We start from the raw sequence: 16134 nt of genomic DNA on the forward strand, positions 1-16134 counted from the left end.
AACAGACGATCTATTGGTATGCAGCTCCAAAAGCAGGGTATCAGGGTTTTTGGGATCTCCGAGTCCTTTGCTTCTCGGGACTGGTCGGTCCTCTGCGGCGTTGTTATGCGTCGGGACCTGCATATTGACGGGTTCTGCTTTGGAAAGGTCAGAGTAGGGGGGATGGATGCAACGGCAGAGATAATCAGGATGACAGCCGTTCTTGACCGGCAGGACGTAAATGCCATCATGCTGAACGGATGTGTCATTGCCTGGTATAATGTGATTAATCCGGTGGAAATTATGGAAATAACCGGATTACCGGTCATTTGTGTCTCATATAAGGATTCAGAGGGTCTGACTGGTCATATCAGGCATCATTTTCCCGGAGATGAAGAGCGGGTCAGACGTTACGAAAACCTTGGAGAACGTTTATCCATACCGGTAAAAACCGGTTTATCTCTATTCGCCCGGGGATATGGATGCACCGAGCAGGAGGTCAGGCACCTCTGCAGGATCTTCACCCTGCATGGGAAGATACCTGAACCTCTCAGAGTTGCACGCCTCTGTGCCAGGACTGTCATGCAGCAGACCAGGACAGAAAATTCTCCCATATTTTCCTGATAATTCTACACAGTTATTCGATATATTCTGCCCAACCGATATCAAAGGACGTACCTATGCGCAATTATCAGATTCTCAGGAGATAGGAAAGAAAAAATTTTGAATTTAGGGGGCATAGGTAAAAACAGAAGAGAGATACTTAAAGTTATACCGGTAATTGATCAGCTGGAATACAGATCTCTGATTCATGTTACCTGGCTGGTAGAAATACACACAGAACAGAGACTGGCGGTAAGAATATGAATCCAAGACGATTGTTTGTTGGAAACCTGACATATTCCGTTGATGAGAAGCAACTATGGGGACTCTTCTCACGGTATGGTGAGGTTGTCGGTGTCCGTGTCATTGAAGGGAAAGGATACGGATTTGTAGAGATGGAAAGCTATGAAGATGCACGGGCTGCACGAAATGCCCTGAATGAGACCGAATTTCAGGGGAGAAATCTTCTTATTGATGATGTAAGACCGCCGAAACCAAAGACAGGATTCCAGCAGAGACCAGGGGGGAAATTTCAGGGGAGAAGATCCCCATCCACCGGACCGGCCGGAAAACAGGGGAAGAAAGGGCCGGTACAGCAGAGAGGAGGGGCACCACCAGGCAGGGGAGGAGCAGGGAGCGGACGACTACGACAGAGAGAGACTGAGTATACAGAACGGGTATTAACCAGTGTAACCCGGCCACCCCGTGATGATAAGAAAACTGCCATTAGGAAAAAGCCAAAGACATCATCATCAGCAGATGAAAAATCATCGCCAAAGAAAAAGACCCGGTTCTGGCCAGGTGGCAGAAGGTAATCACCTTTTTTTATACGAATATCCTATTCAAAAATTTTGAAGAGAGCCGAACTTCTTCTTAGCGGTGATCAGGAAACCTTTCTGATGAGGGGGCTGCCGGGTTGGTAATATAGCGGATGATAAGCCTGATGACTTCGGGATTCTTTGGCAGGAAAATATGGCAGTACTGATAGGGATCAGCCTGCAGACTAACCGGGTCAGTCGGGACAAGATCAAACTCCGTTCCTGGAAGGTATGAGTCATAATGAGGAATCACCCCATCTCCAAGCCAGGTGGTTCGCCAGGTTTCATCATGCCCGAGCACCCAGGTCCGTCCGTTAAAACTTGGGAAGAATGCCGGATCTCCGGTCCGGTTTGCAGCAAGAATGTTCCTGTACCTGATGTCAGGCCTGATTCCCGCATTGCATAATTCTCTGGTCTCCCGGCTTCTGATCCGAAGACCCTGAACATTGACATCCTTCTCCGGTTCATATTTCTGCGGGACAAATTCACCAGAGAGGACATCTATGACCTCTGGTCCATGTACCGGATCATTAAAAATCTCGGCCATTGAAGAGCCCCGGTTTGGGACCCCTATCTCGATCAACTGGCGAACCTTCTCCTCCCTTTTTTTCCCGTCAAGCACTTCGACATAATACCGGGTGACATAACCACCCATAGAGTGACAGACAATGTCAACCGGTCCATGATATCCGGCTACCCTTCGTTTCTCATGAAGGAAGGACCTGAGCTGGTGAGCGATTTGTGAGATCGTCGATTCATATAGACCAGAATAATCAAAAAGCCAGATCTGTTCAGATGGGATTCGAACCTGCTCAATAAGTCTTCTCCAGATACCTGGATGACTCTTCCACCCATGCACCAGCACCAAGGGAATGGATTCCATGATTAATCAGTCTGCCTGGCAGGACAGAAGTTACAGATTGAGAAGAATACATCCTTTTCCTTGTCACGAATGGGGCAATAGTACTCATTACCCCGTTTTTCTACAACCTGACCGCCAGGAAACGGCATCCCAACCGGGTGACCGGGGAGGTCTTCAACGAACATCGTATATGCTGCAATCAGATAGTAAAAAAGCCGGTGCCTCGGGCTCCAGATCTCCGGGTTCTTCCACATACCCTCATCCCATGCCATACACCCGTCAGGTATCATCCGGCAGTACGAGAGAAAGAGCTCAGGATCACGAATCTGATCAGTACATTTCCTGAAATAACCACTTCTATACCTGGACAGGAGTATGTGGTGGGCACCGAATATCTGGTCTTTGAAATAGGATCTGATTTTATGCCGGTAATGTGCAGGTAGCCGTTCAATCTCAAGATGTAATCTCCCGCCGATCACCTGCAGCTCAAATACCGAGTACTTCTGAATTTCTTCTGCAACGATAGTGCCAAGTTCACCTTTGTTCGCCGCTCCAGCAAGCCGTGCGACGATTGATTCTATCTTTGATCGCTCTGGATCTGTCATCCCACAGCAGACCCGTTCTGTAATCACTGATTATACATGAAACCGGAGATACAATATAGTTTCATGCAACGACCCTATTGAAAGCAAAGACTGAAGACCGGTGTCCATTACTATAACCTTTCCAAGAAGACATATAGGAGATGGAACCTTCGAATATTCTTGCTCTCATCATACTCATCAGTGGAATTATCGGCATCATCATTATAAAAGCTGTCGGAAATCTCCTGAAATCGCGGGCAAAAAGAACAGAAAGTGTAATTGATGACATCATTTTATCCTCTATCGGAAAACCCCTTATCCTGTTCCTTATTATCATCACCGTCTATTCTACTCTGGCAACGAGCACCCTCATACCTCCTGAATACACCTGGATTTTGGACAACAGATACCTTCTGGTCTGTATTACCATCCTTGCAACCTGGATCTTCTGGTCATTTGTAAAGAATGTTGCAAACCAGTACGAAGAGTACATACTCCAATCAGCGACAAATGAAGCAGGAATCAGGTTCTATCATTTCTTTCGATCGACATTCAGTTACATTGTCTGGATAATCGCCGGAATCATTATCCTTAAGATACTCAATGTTGATATCACCCCTCTTCTTGCTGCCGGAGGTATTGTGGGAATTGCCGCAGGTTTTGCAGGAAAGGATATCCTGGGTAACTTCTTTTCAGGGGCACTCCTTGCTGCGGATCAACCGTTTCGTATCGGTGACCGAATCCAGGTGCAGGACTATATCGGAGATGTTATTGCCATAGGGCCCAGGAGTACAAGAATTCAGACTCTTGACAGTCAGCTGATAACCATTCCGAACTCCATCCTCACGAATGATGTGGTGATCAATTATGCCGAACCGGATCTGAAGATCAAGGTGCGAGTAAATATCGGAGTTGCCTATGGCAGTGATATTCAAAAAGTAAAGACAATACTTTTCAGAATCGCAGATGAGATCATTAAAACCGGTCTTTGCCTGGGTGATCCAAAACCTTCCGTATTTTTCCTTGAATTTGCAGAGTCGAGCCTGAATCTGCAGATGATTGTATGGACAGAAAAATACACGATGACGTATGAGATTCGGGATTTTATAAACTGTCGTATTCAGACGGAATTTGAGAGAGAGGGGATCGAGATTCCATTCCCCCAGATGGATGTACATATGAATAAATGAGAGGTAAATTCATATACCCTGTATCATTCTTAAGCACGGGAGATGAATACTGTTTATGGAACTCAGCCCCATGGAACTTTTTCAGAAAGAGGCCCCGGAATGTGCAGCAGCATTCAATAGTCTGATTCAGGCACTTATTGCAAGAGAGGGATTAGACCAGAAGACAAAGCAGCTCATCTATATCGCCATGAAAACGGCTATGGGCGATGACCGGGCAGTCCGGGCTCACCTTCCAATGGCAAAAGCACTTGGAGCGACAAGAGAGGAGATGGTTGATGCAGTCCTTCTGACTCTAACCGTCAGTGGTATATCAGGTGTTTTAAAAGTCCTTCCTCATATTGTTGAGATGTATGATACAAAATGAGCATCGGAAAGGCTGAATATCTCCGTACTCTTACGGTCTCAACGCTTCAGAACAGATCGGTACCAGTCGGTACAGAACTCGATGGAAGCTCCCCTCCGTCCATCTTCATCGGAAGTGCCGGTTACCCGAGGGTCTATGCCGGCCCTCTTATCACCCCCGAACATGGAGATACGGGTATATATGACACACCGGAGTCATGGATCCCGGCACAGAAGTCACAGGAGGAGATTATCGGATACCGACTTAGTCTGGTGCGGGGAAAAAGACTGGTTGAGACCACCGATATCCATAGCAGATTTGTCAGCCAGTTGCAGGAGATCGTACTGTCAGACACTTCTGTTGAGAGTGAAGCTGCATTTCTCGAAGTCCCGACAGGTTTTTCATTAAGTGAGGAGCATGCACCTTTCGGACCAAGTGCATCAATAGATACACTCTCATGTGAACCGGTGAGATGGAACCACCACCTTGAACGGGTCTTTTATGACACCGACCTGCTGGCACGGGATGCTGTGATAAACCTCCATCAGGAGAAGGTTCCATTCTCTGCAATTCAAAAGGCATTCTCTGCTGGAACCATGGGAAACGGCAAGAAACGTCATCTTGTCCCGACCAGATGGTCTATTACGGCGGTGGACAGCACCCTTGCCGATTCTCTCTATAACCGGGTGAAACAATTCAGTCCCATTGATACCTGGCGGGTTCATGAATTTTCAAGCCTTCATAACCGGTATGCAATCATCCTTACCCCGACCGGGTGGCAGTATGAATGGACCGAGGCTTTTATCAGGGTTCTTGGAGACGAGAAACTGGTATTTTCAGACTCTGAAGTAAAGCGGCCAAAGACAGAATACTCATCTGTCGGTGGTTGTTATTACTCATGTAAAATGGCGGTGCTTGAAGCACTCCTAAAAGAACAAAAACAGGCCGGAGCAATCGTTCTCAGGGAGGCAACCGAAGGGTATGTGCCACTCGGAGTATTTAACGTCCGCGAAAATGTCAGAAATGCGATGCTTACCAGGGGAAAGGAGTTTGAATCATTTAAGGATGCATTCTCCTATGTGTCAGGGACCATGACATTGGAGCCTGAGTACTTCATAAAATCCGGACGTCTGCTCAGGAGTCTTATGAAAGAACAGCAGACTCGTCTCTCTGACTTTACCTCCTGCAAAACTGAGCACTCTGATGGGGACAACTATGATAAATGATAAGCCTCAAGAATGTATAAAGACGTCCTGACCCAAGGTTTAAAATCACAAGATTCGGAGAGAGGTCACTTCCTGATGACGGAAAAGAAGAAGATCCTGATCATAGACGATGAAGCAGTCTTTCGGAAAATATTAAAGGAAAACCTTTCTTATTGTGGATATGTGTGCAAGACTGCAGAATCTCCGTCAGAAGGAATGCGATATTTAAAGACTGATACCTTTGATCTTATCCTCCTTGACATCATGATGGAACCGCTTGATGGCTGGGACACCCTTGACCTGATTAAAAGTCTCACTTATGGCTATGAAACCCCGGTTATCATGGTGTCATCAAAGAAGATGGATCTTGTCGAGGTTATCAGGTATGGGGAACGGTTGTATGGATATATGGCAAAACCCCTTACACGGGAAGAGATATGTGCCGGTGTATACTCATTTTTCCGCTGGTATGAATCGCTGCATGAAGCTGCTGAAAAAATCAGTACCGATTCTGTACCACCGGAGGACATTGCCCTCTGGCTTGATCTCTCACGGCAGGTAAGAGTGATTACCGACCTTCGGGCAGAGGCAGCTATTATCTGTCTGCCGGATTTGAACCGGACCGAAGAAGAGTGCAGGGATCAGTTAAATGCACAGGTTGATCAGATGATCCGGGAAAAACGCTCGAAACTGGAAGAACTTGAGCAAAAATATCCGGTTTTGCACACAATACCCCAGTGAACGGGAGAGAAAAAAAGATTTAGTATCTTCTGCGGTCGCCACCATAGCCACCGCTGCTTCTTCCACCGCCACCATAGCCACGGTTGCCACCAAATGAACCACTTCCGCCAAATTCACGGCGTGGCTGCATTGGACGTGCTTCATCAATCCGGAGGGTCCGTCCACCAAATTCGGTCTGGTTCAGAGAATCCATTGCGTTTTGTGCCTCTTCAGAGGAACTCATCTCTACAAAGCCAAAGCCCTTCTGCTCGATAAGTTTCACATTTTCAATAGTACCGAATGGAGCGAACAGTTCTCTGATCTGGGTCTCGTTTGCAGAGTAGGGGAGGTTCCCAACGTATAATCTCTTTCCTTCCATTATCAATCACTTTTCTTTTGCATCCGTGTAATTGGCAGAAACGGATCCTGGGATCCTCGCTGCCAGAGACATAACCGAGAATAGCGTGACACAAAACACTTCAGACCGAAGGATGCTCAGGGACTATTTCAGAATTGCTCGAACGTCTGCTATACAATAATTGACGCAGAAGTATATCAAGTATCACCAAAGGTACGGATTTACCGGTATCCTTCCCAGCAGGCTTCACAACCGATAAATGAATCATCATCCGGAGAGGTAATACTGATCATCCCCCCTGCCTTCTTCATATTATTCGTGGTATTGGTATCATGGGTGAGATTGTCAGGATCGATCATGACGGAAAAGACATATCCTCCGTACTCAATCGTGTCCGGAAGTTTATATTCAAGGGTTATTGTCTGCTCCTGTCCGCACATGAGTGCCGGGAATGTGCTGATTACCGGAAGCAGCAGATAACTCCCAAGATACCCACTTACATTTACCATATCGCCGGAAGTGTCATTCATACCGGTATTTTTTACTCCCAGTGATGGATGTATCACTCCTCCCCGGTATGTTGTGCTCTCATAAACCGGTACATCAACAAACCTCACCAGATAATCAGGACCATCGCTGGCAGAAACAGACACAGCAGGATCATCATGCGTCATAGTATCATCCGTTATTATAGCATCTGCCGCTCCATAACCTGAAAAAAACAGGATAAGAAGTATAAAAATGAGAAAGCCGGATTTTTGGATCATCATATCATACAGGTATATCGTTACGGGTCAACAAATTGCCGGTACATTAATACAGGTAATCACAGGCATAGGGCATTGACCAGTCAAACATCTCCATATAATAGGGATTGGTTAGAACCAGAAGATTCATATCATCCGATGCCGTCAGGTTCATTACAGCACCAGGTGCCACATAGATGATGTCATTCCTGCTCACGGCATACTCATGGCATCCCACTGATATATTCCCTGAGCCAGTAAGGACGGTTATCAGCTGGTACCTTCCATCTATATAGTGATCCGGAATACCTGAGCCGGCATCAATTCTGGCGGTCCCGAGATCATAGGTAATATCGTACGGACCTTCACGGGGATGGACAAATCGTGAGAACCGGAAAGTCCTGTTTGTACCAGAATCACCCAGTTCCAAGGCTGGAATCATATCCTCATAGACAACTTTTGTCTGATTCAAGGGTTCCTGATGATTGAAGATCTCTTGTATGGTTTTATTCTCATTAGATGAATGTATTTCGCCAGCTGGTGATGCCCAGTCAATCACTGAAATGAACTGAAGAGTATCATTTGCGGCATTTTCAAACCTCCGAATGGTCTGGGGCGGGATGTATACTGCCTGGCCACGTTCGGCCAGAACCTCTTCATCATCGACGTTCAGCCTGAGTGAACCCTCTGTAATATAAATGACCTCAGGAACCGGAAGGATAGCATCAGGTGAGAGAATACCTCCGTCCTCTGATGTGAATACCTGCACAGACAGGTTTGATCCAAGGGATAACCCTCCCATCCGGTCAAGAAGTGAGACCACATCGAATATCGTGGTATACTCATCATACCTGACCTCATCCCATGCATCACTCGTGATCAGAATCCCTTCAGAGCCCTCCCATGATCCATCAGCAAAGCTGATACCGGAAAATGAGGCGATAAACAGAATATTTATGAGGGTTATTCTGAAAAGAACTGACATTGCAGACATACTATCAACGTTGCCCGTAAAATGTTATCATGATTTTTATCTCATGCTCCTGTCAGATGAAGGGGCAGGTCGCCATCATCACATCCAATACAGAGGATTTATCAGAACCGACTACGGTGAAGGACTCTGTCAGCCCCAGCAACAGAATCAGGAGAATTACCAGAAGAGGTATGAGCACCATGACAATCAATATCGAGTGGAGATATGACAATCCAGAACATACCTTCAGTCTTTGAATAAGAATGAATAATGACCAGATAAACCCGATGATGCCGGCAACTGGAATCCAGCCGGGGAGTAATGCCGGATTTGCTGCATACATCAGTACAGAATTCCCCAGGGGTCATCTTCTCATGGTATCAGAACCAATCTCTGGTGCTGACTCATGTCAGATTTCGGAGCCATATTATGCAGAAAAATCATGCATTATGTTCAATCTTCTCTCTGCTCCTTCTACTCATGGTGTGCATCCCAGGTGGGGTGCTGGCAGAAGGACCTGATGAAATAATCTCTGAACCCGAAGAAACTCAGACGCCGGTACCATCCGATCCGATTCTTGGTTTGATCTACAATGGCACTGTTGATGTAAAAAGCTCAATATCAGTAGTTGCTGATTCCGGTATATCATATACGATACCAGGGAACACCCCGATTGGAGTGCTTGAGGTCCTGATGAACTCCGGAGCAATAGAGGAACTCTCCATTGGCGATGAACTTATGGAAAAGAAGGGTACTCTTCTTCTATATGGAATCGGCAACCTCTCATCAGGAAACGGGAATGGCTGGTTTGTAAAAGTGAACGGTGAGCGACTTGAAGATGTCGTTCTTGCTGAAACCATGGGTCTTTCACGATATACCCTGAAAGAAGGAGATGTTGTTCTGTATACTCTTGGCGATCCAAAAGGGATGGTTTCCGAATCGAAAGCATACCTGACCGTGACAATCGGGATGGTGGATGAGGCTGAACCTGAACCGGTGAAAGAACCATCAGCTGTGAATACGTCTGAAGAAAATGATGAGAGTGCGGAGATTACTGATATTAACACCGATACTAAACCTCAGCAATCTGATGACGAAGCTGAACACGTTTCAGATGAGACCCCTGAAGATCAAAAACCTGAAAAGACCACGAGTGGAGGTCAGGAAGTAATATACACCGGTTCTATGTCATTACCATCCGGAACCATCACAATTGAAACAACCGGCGGAGATTATGACATCAATGCTGCAACTCCGCTGGGAATATTACACGAACTTCTGGAAGATGACAAGATATCCGATCTGACGGTAAGCGATAAGGCAATGAAAAAGGGGGGTATTCTGATCCTGGAAGGAATAAATGATTATCAGTTTACAGGCGACAAAACCTGGTTTGTCCTGGTGAACAATGTCCTCTTAAAAGACTATCTCTATGATGAAGAAGGTCTGAATATCTATAAAATCAAGGCCGGAGATGAAGTCGGATACTACTTTGGTGAACCTTCAGAGCCTGCTTCTGCAGCGCAGGTTAAACTGGTTATTACCATCGAATAAATTTTTATAAAAAAGTAAATATGAAATATCCCATACAATAGGAACAGGCGTTCAGCAGTATGCTATACAGGATTGCATCTTTTATGGCAAGATAAAATGCCAGTTTCAGAGGATATATCTCACAAACCACCACTCCGGATTCAAGGAGAAATAGGGGGATGTCATGAATGAGATACAGATAGTTTATCGCCGGATTGGTCACACAATTGATAAGCAGGATAACTACACAGATTTTCAGATATGATTTCCTGATGAGAAGTGAGAGAACAAGACATTCACAGATAATTGTCAGAAACAGAGCATGAATAAAAAGGGGAATAAGATCCATACCTGAAGAGAATCAGGAAGCTGCCGGGGGAACCGGTTCATCATCACCTGACATAGGGACCTGTATCACGGTCCCATCCCTGTACCCGAATAAAGCAGCATCTTTTTTCACATCAAAGCTGGTTTCATTCAGGGCTGTTATGTTCAGGACAACAGTGACATTTTCAATCTCCAGATCATCTTCAAAAAAGGCCCCTTTTGGCAGACTGATGTTTGCCGTAAGAAATGGGAGGCTTGCAAGGTACGAAGAAACCCCACTATCACGTGTTTCATCGGTGAGCGCATCACCGGCATTTATATCGGCAATGGTATCAGGATCGATATCTGCTGATGGAATGGCATGCAATACAAATCCATCCAGTTTATATCCTCCCCCAAATGTTCCATCCTGTATGATAAAAGGATACTCCCATCCCCAGATTGCACTGCTGGTAAGGAAGATATAGTCTTTGAACTCCTCGAAATTCGAGATAGCATACTGATAGAAATAGGTGGACACCCCTTCGACCGCCACATCCGCTGATGCGGTAGAGAACAGAAGACCGATAACCAGGATAAAGATAATCATCCGGTACATGATTATACACCAGATGTATACTCAGTCGTTCAGGACATCATCCTTCCGGTGAAAAATTTATAAAAGGGCCGGGTGATCAATGAGGAAGACACGAATCCGTTTATCAGAAATATCAGCCCGATCTCCTGCCATTATGCCTGCCGATACATATGAATTGGCACTACTCTTCTCTCCCCGCTCCATGAGTGATGCAGCCTGTTTGAAATTATCGGCAAACTGGGTCATCCGGTCAATAAAATCATAGTAGTTCAGCCGGACATAGTCCATCTTCTTTGGAAATGTACTGCCATCATTATTATTCCGAATCAGGTGACGAAGGTCATCAACCCGTGAACTGGTAAGAGCAGGATCTTCCGCTTCCCATGCACTCAGTACCTTCTTCTTACCTTCCTGAATCAGATCCAGTTTCGTAAGGACAAGATCGCGAAATGCCAGGTTCGGATCTGCAGTCGGGGTAGGCAGAGGCTTTTCGGTTATGACTGGCTGAACTTGTGTCTCCGGTAAATCAGGCTCTTTTACCTGGACAGGCTCCGGAGTCTGATTCACCATTTCTTCTTCCACTGCTAAAGTGGGTTCTGTCGTTGGTATCTCTATGACAGGTACTTCAGGTCCAACCGGAGTGACGGGAGCCTGCTGAACACACCCGGCCAGGAGTACCCCTGCAAACAGAACAAGAATCATGATGGAATATCGTACCATACACTGATCTTGACGTCATATACCAATATGGTATCTTAATATTCGTTTTCACCAAAACCCGTGCGGAGGAGAGAACTATAGGATCATGTGGGTGACAACCATCCATCCCCTGACAAGAGGAGATCCTGGGACATTTCAAGGATATTTTCAATGGAAGAGTGAGACCGAAAATCGAACTAATGCCCATGAAAACAAAATATGACTGTATAATGGTCTTCATGTGGCACGCACTTCTGCCCATGACGGTTAAAACAGCCATTGTCATGATCCACCTGCGAAAATATGAGATTCGGAATAGACCGGTAATACTCATTCAATTTTTATTAATGAGCCATGTCACTCTGAAATTCGATTTAACCTGACGATATCATCTGTTTAATCATGACTCACCGATGCAGGGAGTTCAGGGTGATCTGATTTTCTTATGAGGTCAGAACAGGGAACAATTTCTCCCTGAAATTTATTGAATGATTTTTATTTCACGATTACAAGAAGTAAACTTTAATTGTACAACCGATGACCCTTTGGATCAGAGGTACTCGTGACGGATCCCCCGGAGCGGTGCCTCGCGGGTTCGGGGCCGGTTACATCCGCTATAGCCCATCCGCAAGGTATACAGAGCTGGATTCCGGAAAATATGATCCACCGGTGATTTCACCGGTATGCCATTACAACTGTTGCAACGGATCGGTACTACTGGTGCCATCCGGTCTGCACACATGGATCACCTACCAGACACATCAACCCCACCAGACAGCACTAGGTAGAGTCGGAAAACCCCCCGGCATTCTGTATACCATTTCATCGGGCATAATCATCATTCACATCCCCCCTGACAGCATCCCATCAGGGCACCCACCGGCCCCGCCCCGATATTATCTAACCATGTTTCTTTTGACTTTTTACCAACACTATAAAAGACTCACGTTTGGGCATCCTAAAAGATAAGTTATTACCTTCTCTCGTACCAGTATCAACAAGAGATATCAGGGCGGTGGGGATTATGGGATTTTGGAACAGAAAAAAATCAGATGCTGATGCACAAACTACCTGTTCAGAAAAAAAGCAGATTGCAAAGAAGCCTGAAAAACCGATCGTAAAACCAGACCCGGCCTGCCTACCCGTGAAAAAAGTAAAGATCCCTCTGAATAAAACGACTAGTGAGGTTAAATTTGTTCAGAATTCCATCGTTTTTCCCTGCCCCATCTGTAGTGAATTAAATACCGTAGACCTCTATGAACTGGATCCCATCCTGGGAGGAGAGACGATGTGTATGCATTGCCAGGACGTCCTGCACATACCAGGCGGGTATCAGACCCGTTCAGAGGTTCCAAAGTTAAAGGTATATGCCGGGCTTCCCGTGGCAATACGAAAGTTCCCGCTTTTTTACTGGAACCATCCGGTCATTCATGAACTTGATGAGCAGGGTATTACCAGGATCATAATTCAGTACGGCCTCTGGGGATTCTGCCAGCGGTGTCATCATCAGTTCAGTCCGGCAGTCCTGATAAATCTTCCTCATACATCAGGAGAGATCGTCGATTACCGGTCACTCAGTTCGGAAGAGATGATGGAGATGAAATCGCTCAGGGCCGGAAGTTGTCCCTTCTGTTCACACCGGATTTTACTGGTCATCATCTCTGAAGTCCCTCATTATGTCATTTCGGCAAGTGAGAACCTCTCCCACCGGTGGGAAGAGGATTAATTTTCTGATGACAACCAGTCGTGAATTAATCCATATGCGATACTGTCATGTCCCGGAAGGTGCGGCATCGTTGATCTTGTAAACCATCCGGCATCTTCTATCTCCTTTTTATCAGATATAATCTCGCCTCCGGCATACCGAGCGGTAAACCCGATCATCAGGGAGTCTGGAAATGGCCAGGGTTGTGAGCCAAAATACCTGATATCAGTAACCTCTATCCCGACCTCTTCCCTGACCTCCCGGTGCACTGCTGCTTCAAGCGATTCTCCAGGTTCAACAAACCCTGCCTGAACACTATACATCCCGGGAGGAAAATGAGGAGACCGGGAGAGGAGTATATTCTCTCCATCGGTAATCCGGACGATGACGGCAGGTGAAAGCCGGGGAAACACAACCCTCCCACATGAGGAGCAGACTTTTGCTATCTCATCATGTTTCATGGAGGCCCTGCTGCCGCAAAACCCGCAAAACCGGGTGAGGAGATCAAAGCGGATCAGCTGTACCCCGCGACAAAAAAGACCGGGCAGATTACCAGATACATGCCCTGCGATTTCCCGGAGGGTATGTGAGGTGTAGCCAGGGGGAACATTGTCTGCCCGTATCCCAAGAGCTACCCAGGCTTGGTCATTATAATTCCCCATAGGTATCCTGCTGTGAATCTTTTCCTTTATTTCATCAGGGATTTCTGAAAAGATGAATCCTTCCGACCCCTGCAGAACCTGACCATCAGTCCTGATAAGAAGACAAGAGAGTGATGATAAAGAATCCCCGTGCAGGTTCATCAGGGGGATTACATACGATGGGTGAAACATGAAACCAGTATCTGATTGAACCTGATTTCATATCATATCCCCCTGCCTTATGAGTCTTTTCATGTATGAGAAGATACTGACACGGCGACAAACCGCTCAATAATCCATTCATTCCGGACTTCCGGATGGAATAGCACTCCATACCAGGGATGTGTGGTATGTTTCACGACCTGGGCCGTGGAACCAGAAAGAGCAAGAGGAATCCATTGTGAGGTAAGGGTGGCAGTATACTGGTGGAGAGCATATCCTGAAAACTCCTCTCTTTCATTCATCAGGATATCTTGTCTCCCCATTTCTGTGAGATAAATGGGAGTCATTCCGATCTCGGTACAAGACACTATCTCTCCCCCGGTCTCTGAGAGAAGCATCTGCATTCCGGCGCAGATACCCAATATGGGGCCGGTCCACCCGTTCAGAAGTGACATCAGGTGGTGTGATCTGTACCAGCTATCAGCAAGAGCAGTCCCGCATATGATGATCCCAGTACAGGAAGAATGGATCGTTGCCGATTCAATCCTGACAATACGAGTCTCATGACCGAACCGGTGCACAATACGGGATATCGGAGAGACAAATTCATCAATAAGAACCGGAAGGTCCGGGTTTGTAATATCAAGAATCAGCATCATGATCAGACCAGTTCTGCTTGGGTTATCACGTATCCTCCGGCCCCATGAAGAAACCAGGTTTCTGCATCCATGATGGTAATCCTCTTTTTGAAAAACGGAGCATTACAGACAAAACTCTCATACTCCCCCCCCTCCCCGGCAAGTGAGACATGGTACTTCTTGTTTATCTTCTTCATTCGCTCAAGAAAAGAGAGATCAAGGGGTATTCCAAGCCAGGTTTCATCTAGGGGTTCAGCAAACACCCCGGCAATAATCACTTCAAATCCGTCTGTAATGAGAGAGGAGAGGTACTGCTCCTGATCACACAGCCAGAGAGGGGAGAAGCACCAGAGGTTCTCCAGGTGGCAGATCCGTTCGATCCGGGATGCCTGGTATACTGACTGGATTGCTCCGGTCACTATACCCTCAAGACCATACTCACGGGCTCCCCGCTGTATAGCCACCGTGAGATCATAAAGTTCCTTCTCTTCGAGGCCGTCCGTCTCCTGAACAACGAGCGGAATGCCAGCAGCCTCTGCCTGAAGCCGGGTAAGCCCGATATTGGGAGTATGGAACATGTAACTTTCGGGATTGCGTGATTGTATTGTGATAAAACATGAGATCTCATGTCCGGTCTGAATCATCCGCCAGGCAGCGTACAGGGAATCCTTCCCTCCGGATATCAGGGCACCGATTCTCATGCCACACGCTGCATAAGGTAAAAGACATACCCGTACGTACCCCGGTACTCTTCAAATATCCGTATTTCATCTTCTATTATTGCCAAAACCTCTTCCTGTACTGGTGAGAGTGACCCATCCATGCGAATGCGGGCAATATTTTCTTTTTGCGGAGCGTAAAAGGCATCCCATGCAGATTCAGGAAGAAGAAAAGAGCCTATCCAGCGGTACCCCACCTTTTCGATGCATTTCTGGTTATCCAAAACTGTCTGCATGGAAGGGTACTCCCGGTCCCAGAACTCCTTGACAGGAGCCGGGGGATTTTGAATCAACCAGGTCATCTCGGAGACAACCAAAAATCCACCATTTTTCAGATGATTTTTCCAAAGAGAGAGGCCGTTTTCAAATCCTATGTTATATACCGCTCCTTCACTCCAGATCAAATCAACGGGAGTAGGAGGCGAGTATGATTCCATTCCGGTACAAACAGGAGTGATGAGGGGTTCAGGATTGATCTTCTTCATCCTCTGAATAAGATGGTCCAGAAATATCTGGTGCAGATCAACTGCAGTTATCTGACATCCGGCCCTGGCAAGTTCAAGTGTCTGGGCCCCGCTCCCACATCCCATATCAATGGTTACCGGACGGGGAGGAAGACTGGTAAGAAGACCGAAGGTATGCCGGGTGATCCGGTCATCGCCCGGGCCCTGACGGGGAAGATCTGCATATAACTCTAAGAAAAACCTGAAGGCCTCTTCGTTCTCCATCAGATCTGAGAAGTTTTCCATTAT

21 protein-coding genes are annotated in these 16134 nt (G+C 46.5%); 8 read left to right on the top strand and 13 right to left on the bottom strand.

Going from position 1 to position 16134, the window contains the following annotated elements:
- Positions 1-18: 18 nt before the first annotated feature.
- Both MHUN_RS08175 and MHUN_RS18265 read left to right on the top strand, forming a co-directional pair.
- Positions 19-603, top strand: a complete 585-nt coding sequence (locus MHUN_RS08175; RefSeq protein ID WP_011448561.1) for a DUF99 family protein — start codon at positions 19-21, stop codon at positions 601-603.
- A gap of 239 nt (positions 604-842) precedes the next feature.
- Positions 843-1397, top strand: coding sequence for an RNA recognition motif domain-containing protein (locus MHUN_RS18265; protein WP_011448562.1), 555 nt, complete (start codon positions 843-845; stop codon positions 1395-1397).
- Positions 1398-1455: 58 nt separating this feature from the next.
- Here the strand turns inward: MHUN_RS18265 and MHUN_RS08185 are convergent, their stop codons facing one another.
- Entirely contained in the window at positions 1456-2283 is an 828-nt protein-coding gene (locus MHUN_RS08185; protein WP_011448563.1) for an esterase/lipase family protein, read from the bottom strand.
- A 2-nt stretch (positions 2284-2285) separates the two neighbouring features.
- A complete protein-coding gene (locus tag MHUN_RS08190; protein ID WP_239441509.1) occupies positions 2286-2894 on the bottom strand; it encodes a DUF2115 domain-containing protein in 609 nt (202 codons plus the stop codon).
- Between the two features lie 113 nt (positions 2895-3007).
- Between MHUN_RS08190 and MHUN_RS08195 the strand changes: the two genes are divergently transcribed.
- The 4 genes from MHUN_RS08195 (at position 3008) to MHUN_RS17515 (ending at position 6325) form a co-directional block, all read left to right on the top strand.
- A complete protein-coding gene (locus MHUN_RS08195; RefSeq protein WP_011448565.1) occupies positions 3008-4036 on the top strand; it encodes a mechanosensitive ion channel family protein in 1029 nt (342 codons plus the stop codon).
- A 55-nt stretch (positions 4037-4091) separates the two neighbouring features.
- A complete protein-coding gene (locus MHUN_RS08200; RefSeq protein ID WP_011448566.1) occupies positions 4092-4400 on the top strand; it encodes a carboxymuconolactone decarboxylase family protein in 309 nt (102 codons plus the stop codon).
- On the top strand, positions 4397-5605 hold the full coding sequence (locus tag MHUN_RS08205) for an Nre family DNA repair protein (protein ID WP_011448567.1): 1209 nt from the start codon (positions 4397-4399) through the stop codon (positions 5603-5605). Before MHUN_RS08200 ends, MHUN_RS08205 begins: the two co-directional genes overlap by 4 nt.
- 75 nt (positions 5606-5680) lie before the next feature.
- Positions 5681-6325, top strand: a complete 645-nt coding sequence (locus MHUN_RS17515; protein ID WP_011448568.1) for a response regulator — start codon at positions 5681-5683, stop codon at positions 6323-6325.
- Positions 6326-6344: 19 nt separating this feature from the next.
- Here the strand turns inward: MHUN_RS17515 and MHUN_RS08215 are convergent, their stop codons facing one another.
- The 4 genes from MHUN_RS08215 to MHUN_RS18695 form a co-directional block, all read right to left on the bottom strand.
- The gene (locus tag MHUN_RS08215) at positions 6345-6683 is read right to left on the bottom strand and encodes an RNA recognition motif domain-containing protein (protein WP_011448569.1); all 339 of its coding nucleotides are present in this window, start codon (positions 6681-6683) and stop codon (positions 6345-6347) included.
- A gap of 200 nt (positions 6684-6883) precedes the next feature.
- Positions 6884-7432 (bottom strand): CARDB domain-containing protein, encoded by a 549-nt coding sequence (locus tag MHUN_RS08220; protein WP_011448570.1) that lies wholly within the window; start codon positions 7430-7432, stop codon positions 6884-6886.
- 43 nt (positions 7433-7475) lie between these two features.
- Positions 7476-8402 carry a cupin domain-containing protein gene (locus MHUN_RS08225; protein WP_011448571.1) on the bottom strand — a complete coding sequence of 309 codons (927 nt, stop codon included), beginning with the start codon at positions 8400-8402 and terminating at the stop codon, positions 7476-7478.
- Positions 8403-8454: 52 nt separating this feature from the next.
- Complete coding sequence (locus MHUN_RS18695) at positions 8455-8724, bottom strand: hypothetical protein (RefSeq protein WP_011448572.1); 270 nt, start codon at positions 8722-8724, stop codon at positions 8455-8457.
- An 86-nt stretch (positions 8725-8810) separates the two neighbouring features.
- Here MHUN_RS18695 and MHUN_RS08240 point away from each other — a divergent pair, with 86 nt between their 5' ends.
- Entirely contained in the window at positions 8811-9935 is a 1125-nt protein-coding gene (locus MHUN_RS08240) for a hypothetical protein (protein WP_011448573.1), read from the top strand.
- 4 nt (positions 9936-9939) lie between these two features.
- Here MHUN_RS08240 and MHUN_RS08245 read toward each other — a convergent pair whose 3' ends face one another.
- From MHUN_RS08245 to MHUN_RS08255, 3 genes are read right to left on the bottom strand one after another with little or no spacing between them, the layout of a single operon-like run.
- Positions 9940-10263, bottom strand: a complete 324-nt coding sequence (locus MHUN_RS08245) for a hypothetical protein (RefSeq protein WP_011448574.1) — start codon at positions 10261-10263, stop codon at positions 9940-9942.
- Between the two features lie 12 nt (positions 10264-10275).
- Complete coding sequence (locus MHUN_RS08250; protein WP_011448575.1) at positions 10276-10839, bottom strand: hypothetical protein; 564 nt, start codon at positions 10837-10839, stop codon at positions 10276-10278.
- Between the two features lie 57 nt (positions 10840-10896).
- Entirely contained in the window at positions 10897-11520 is a 624-nt protein-coding gene (locus MHUN_RS08255; protein ID WP_143709430.1) for a hypothetical protein, read from the bottom strand.
- Positions 11521-12541: 1021 nt separating this feature from the next.
- Here MHUN_RS08255 and MHUN_RS08265 point away from each other — a divergent pair.
- Complete coding sequence (locus tag MHUN_RS08265) at positions 12542-13243, top strand: hypothetical protein (RefSeq protein WP_011448577.1); 702 nt, start codon at positions 12542-12544, stop codon at positions 13241-13243.
- Here MHUN_RS08265 and nudC read toward each other — a convergent pair.
- Genes nudC through MHUN_RS08285 form a run of 4 tightly spaced genes read right to left on the bottom strand, consistent with a single transcriptional unit; the run spans position 13240 to position 16131 of the window.
- A complete protein-coding gene (nudC, locus tag MHUN_RS08270) occupies positions 13240-14055 on the bottom strand; it encodes an NAD(+) diphosphatase (protein WP_052288858.1) in 816 nt (271 codons plus the stop codon). The genes MHUN_RS08265 and nudC overlap by 4 nt on opposite strands.
- Positions 14056-14114: 59 nt before the next feature.
- Positions 14115-14684 carry a glutamine amidotransferase-related protein gene (locus MHUN_RS17520; RefSeq protein ID WP_011448579.1) on the bottom strand — a complete coding sequence of 190 codons (570 nt, stop codon included), beginning with the start codon at positions 14682-14684 and terminating at the stop codon, positions 14115-14117.
- Positions 14685-14686: 2 nt separating this feature from the next.
- The gene (locus MHUN_RS08280; protein WP_011448580.1) at positions 14687-15364 is read right to left on the bottom strand and encodes a diphthine--ammonia ligase; all 678 of its coding nucleotides are present in this window, start codon (positions 15362-15364) and stop codon (positions 14687-14689) included.
- A complete protein-coding gene (locus tag MHUN_RS08285) occupies positions 15361-16131 on the bottom strand; it encodes an SAM-dependent methyltransferase (protein WP_011448581.1) in 771 nt (256 codons plus the stop codon). The genes MHUN_RS08280 and MHUN_RS08285 overlap by 4 nt, the downstream gene beginning before the upstream one ends.
- Positions 16132-16134: the final 3 nt, after the last annotated feature.

This window comes from Methanospirillum hungatei JF-1 (assembly GCF_000013445.1).
Lineage (GTDB): Archaea > Halobacteriota > Methanomicrobia > Methanomicrobiales > Methanospirillaceae > Methanospirillum > Methanospirillum hungatei.

Bases quoted from the DNA above. Each gene is read 5' to 3' on its own strand.
- MHUN_RS18265 (WP_011448562.1), top strand. From the start codon at position 843: ATGAATCCAAGACGATTGTTTGTTGGAAACCTGACATATTCCGTTGAT.
- MHUN_RS08200 (WP_011448566.1), top strand. From the start codon at position 4,092: ATGGAACTCAGCCCCATGGAACTTTTTCAGAAAGAGGCCCCGGAATGT.
- nudC (WP_052288858.1), bottom strand. From the start codon at position 14,055: ATGTTTCACCCATCGTATGTAATCCCCCTGATGAACCTGCACGGGGAT.
- MHUN_RS08245 (WP_011448574.1), bottom strand. From the start codon at position 10,263: ATGGATCTTATTCCCCTTTTTATTCATGCTCTGTTTCTGACAATTATC.
- MHUN_RS08280 (WP_011448580.1), bottom strand. From the start codon at position 15,364: ATGAGAATCGGTGCCCTGATATCCGGAGGGAAGGATTCCCTGTACGCT.
- MHUN_RS08265 (WP_011448577.1), top strand. From the start codon at position 12,542: ATGGGATTTTGGAACAGAAAAAAATCAGATGCTGATGCACAAACTACC.
- MHUN_RS08205 (WP_011448567.1), top strand. From the start codon at position 4,397: ATGAGCATCGGAAAGGCTGAATATCTCCGTACTCTTACGGTCTCAACG.
- MHUN_RS08240 (WP_011448573.1), top strand. From the start codon at position 8,811: ATGCAGAAAAATCATGCATTATGTTCAATCTTCTCTCTGCTCCTTCTA.
- MHUN_RS08285 (WP_011448581.1), bottom strand. From the start codon at position 16,131: ATGGAAAACTTCTCAGATCTGATGGAGAACGAAGAGGCCTTCAGGTTT.
- MHUN_RS08255 (WP_143709430.1), bottom strand. From the start codon at position 11,520: ATGATTCTTGTTCTGTTTGCAGGGGTACTCCTGGCCGGGTGTGTTCAG.
- MHUN_RS08225 (WP_011448571.1), bottom strand. From the start codon at position 8,402: ATGTCTGCAATGTCAGTTCTTTTCAGAATAACCCTCATAAATATTCTG.
- MHUN_RS08250 (WP_011448575.1), bottom strand. From the start codon at position 10,839: ATGTACCGGATGATTATCTTTATCCTGGTTATCGGTCTTCTGTTCTCT.
- MHUN_RS17520 (WP_011448579.1), bottom strand. From the start codon at position 14,684: ATGATGCTGATTCTTGATATTACAAACCCGGACCTTCCGGTTCTTATT.
- MHUN_RS08185 (WP_011448563.1), bottom strand. From the start codon at position 2,283: ATGGAATCCATTCCCTTGGTGCTGGTGCATGGGTGGAAGAGTCATCCA.
- MHUN_RS08220 (WP_011448570.1), bottom strand. From the start codon at position 7,432: ATGATGATCCAAAAATCCGGCTTTCTCATTTTTATACTTCTTATCCTG.
- MHUN_RS08215 (WP_011448569.1), bottom strand. From the start codon at position 6,683: ATGGAAGGAAAGAGATTATACGTTGGGAACCTCCCCTACTCTGCAAAC.
- MHUN_RS08175 (WP_011448561.1), top strand. From the start codon at position 19: ATGCAGCTCCAAAAGCAGGGTATCAGGGTTTTTGGGATCTCCGAGTCC.
- MHUN_RS18695 (WP_011448572.1), bottom strand. From the start codon at position 8,724: ATGTATGCAGCAAATCCGGCATTACTCCCCGGCTGGATTCCAGTTGCC.
- MHUN_RS17515 (WP_011448568.1), top strand. From the start codon at position 5,681: ATGACGGAAAAGAAGAAGATCCTGATCATAGACGATGAAGCAGTCTTT.
- MHUN_RS08195 (WP_011448565.1), top strand. From the start codon at position 3,008: ATGGAACCTTCGAATATTCTTGCTCTCATCATACTCATCAGTGGAATT.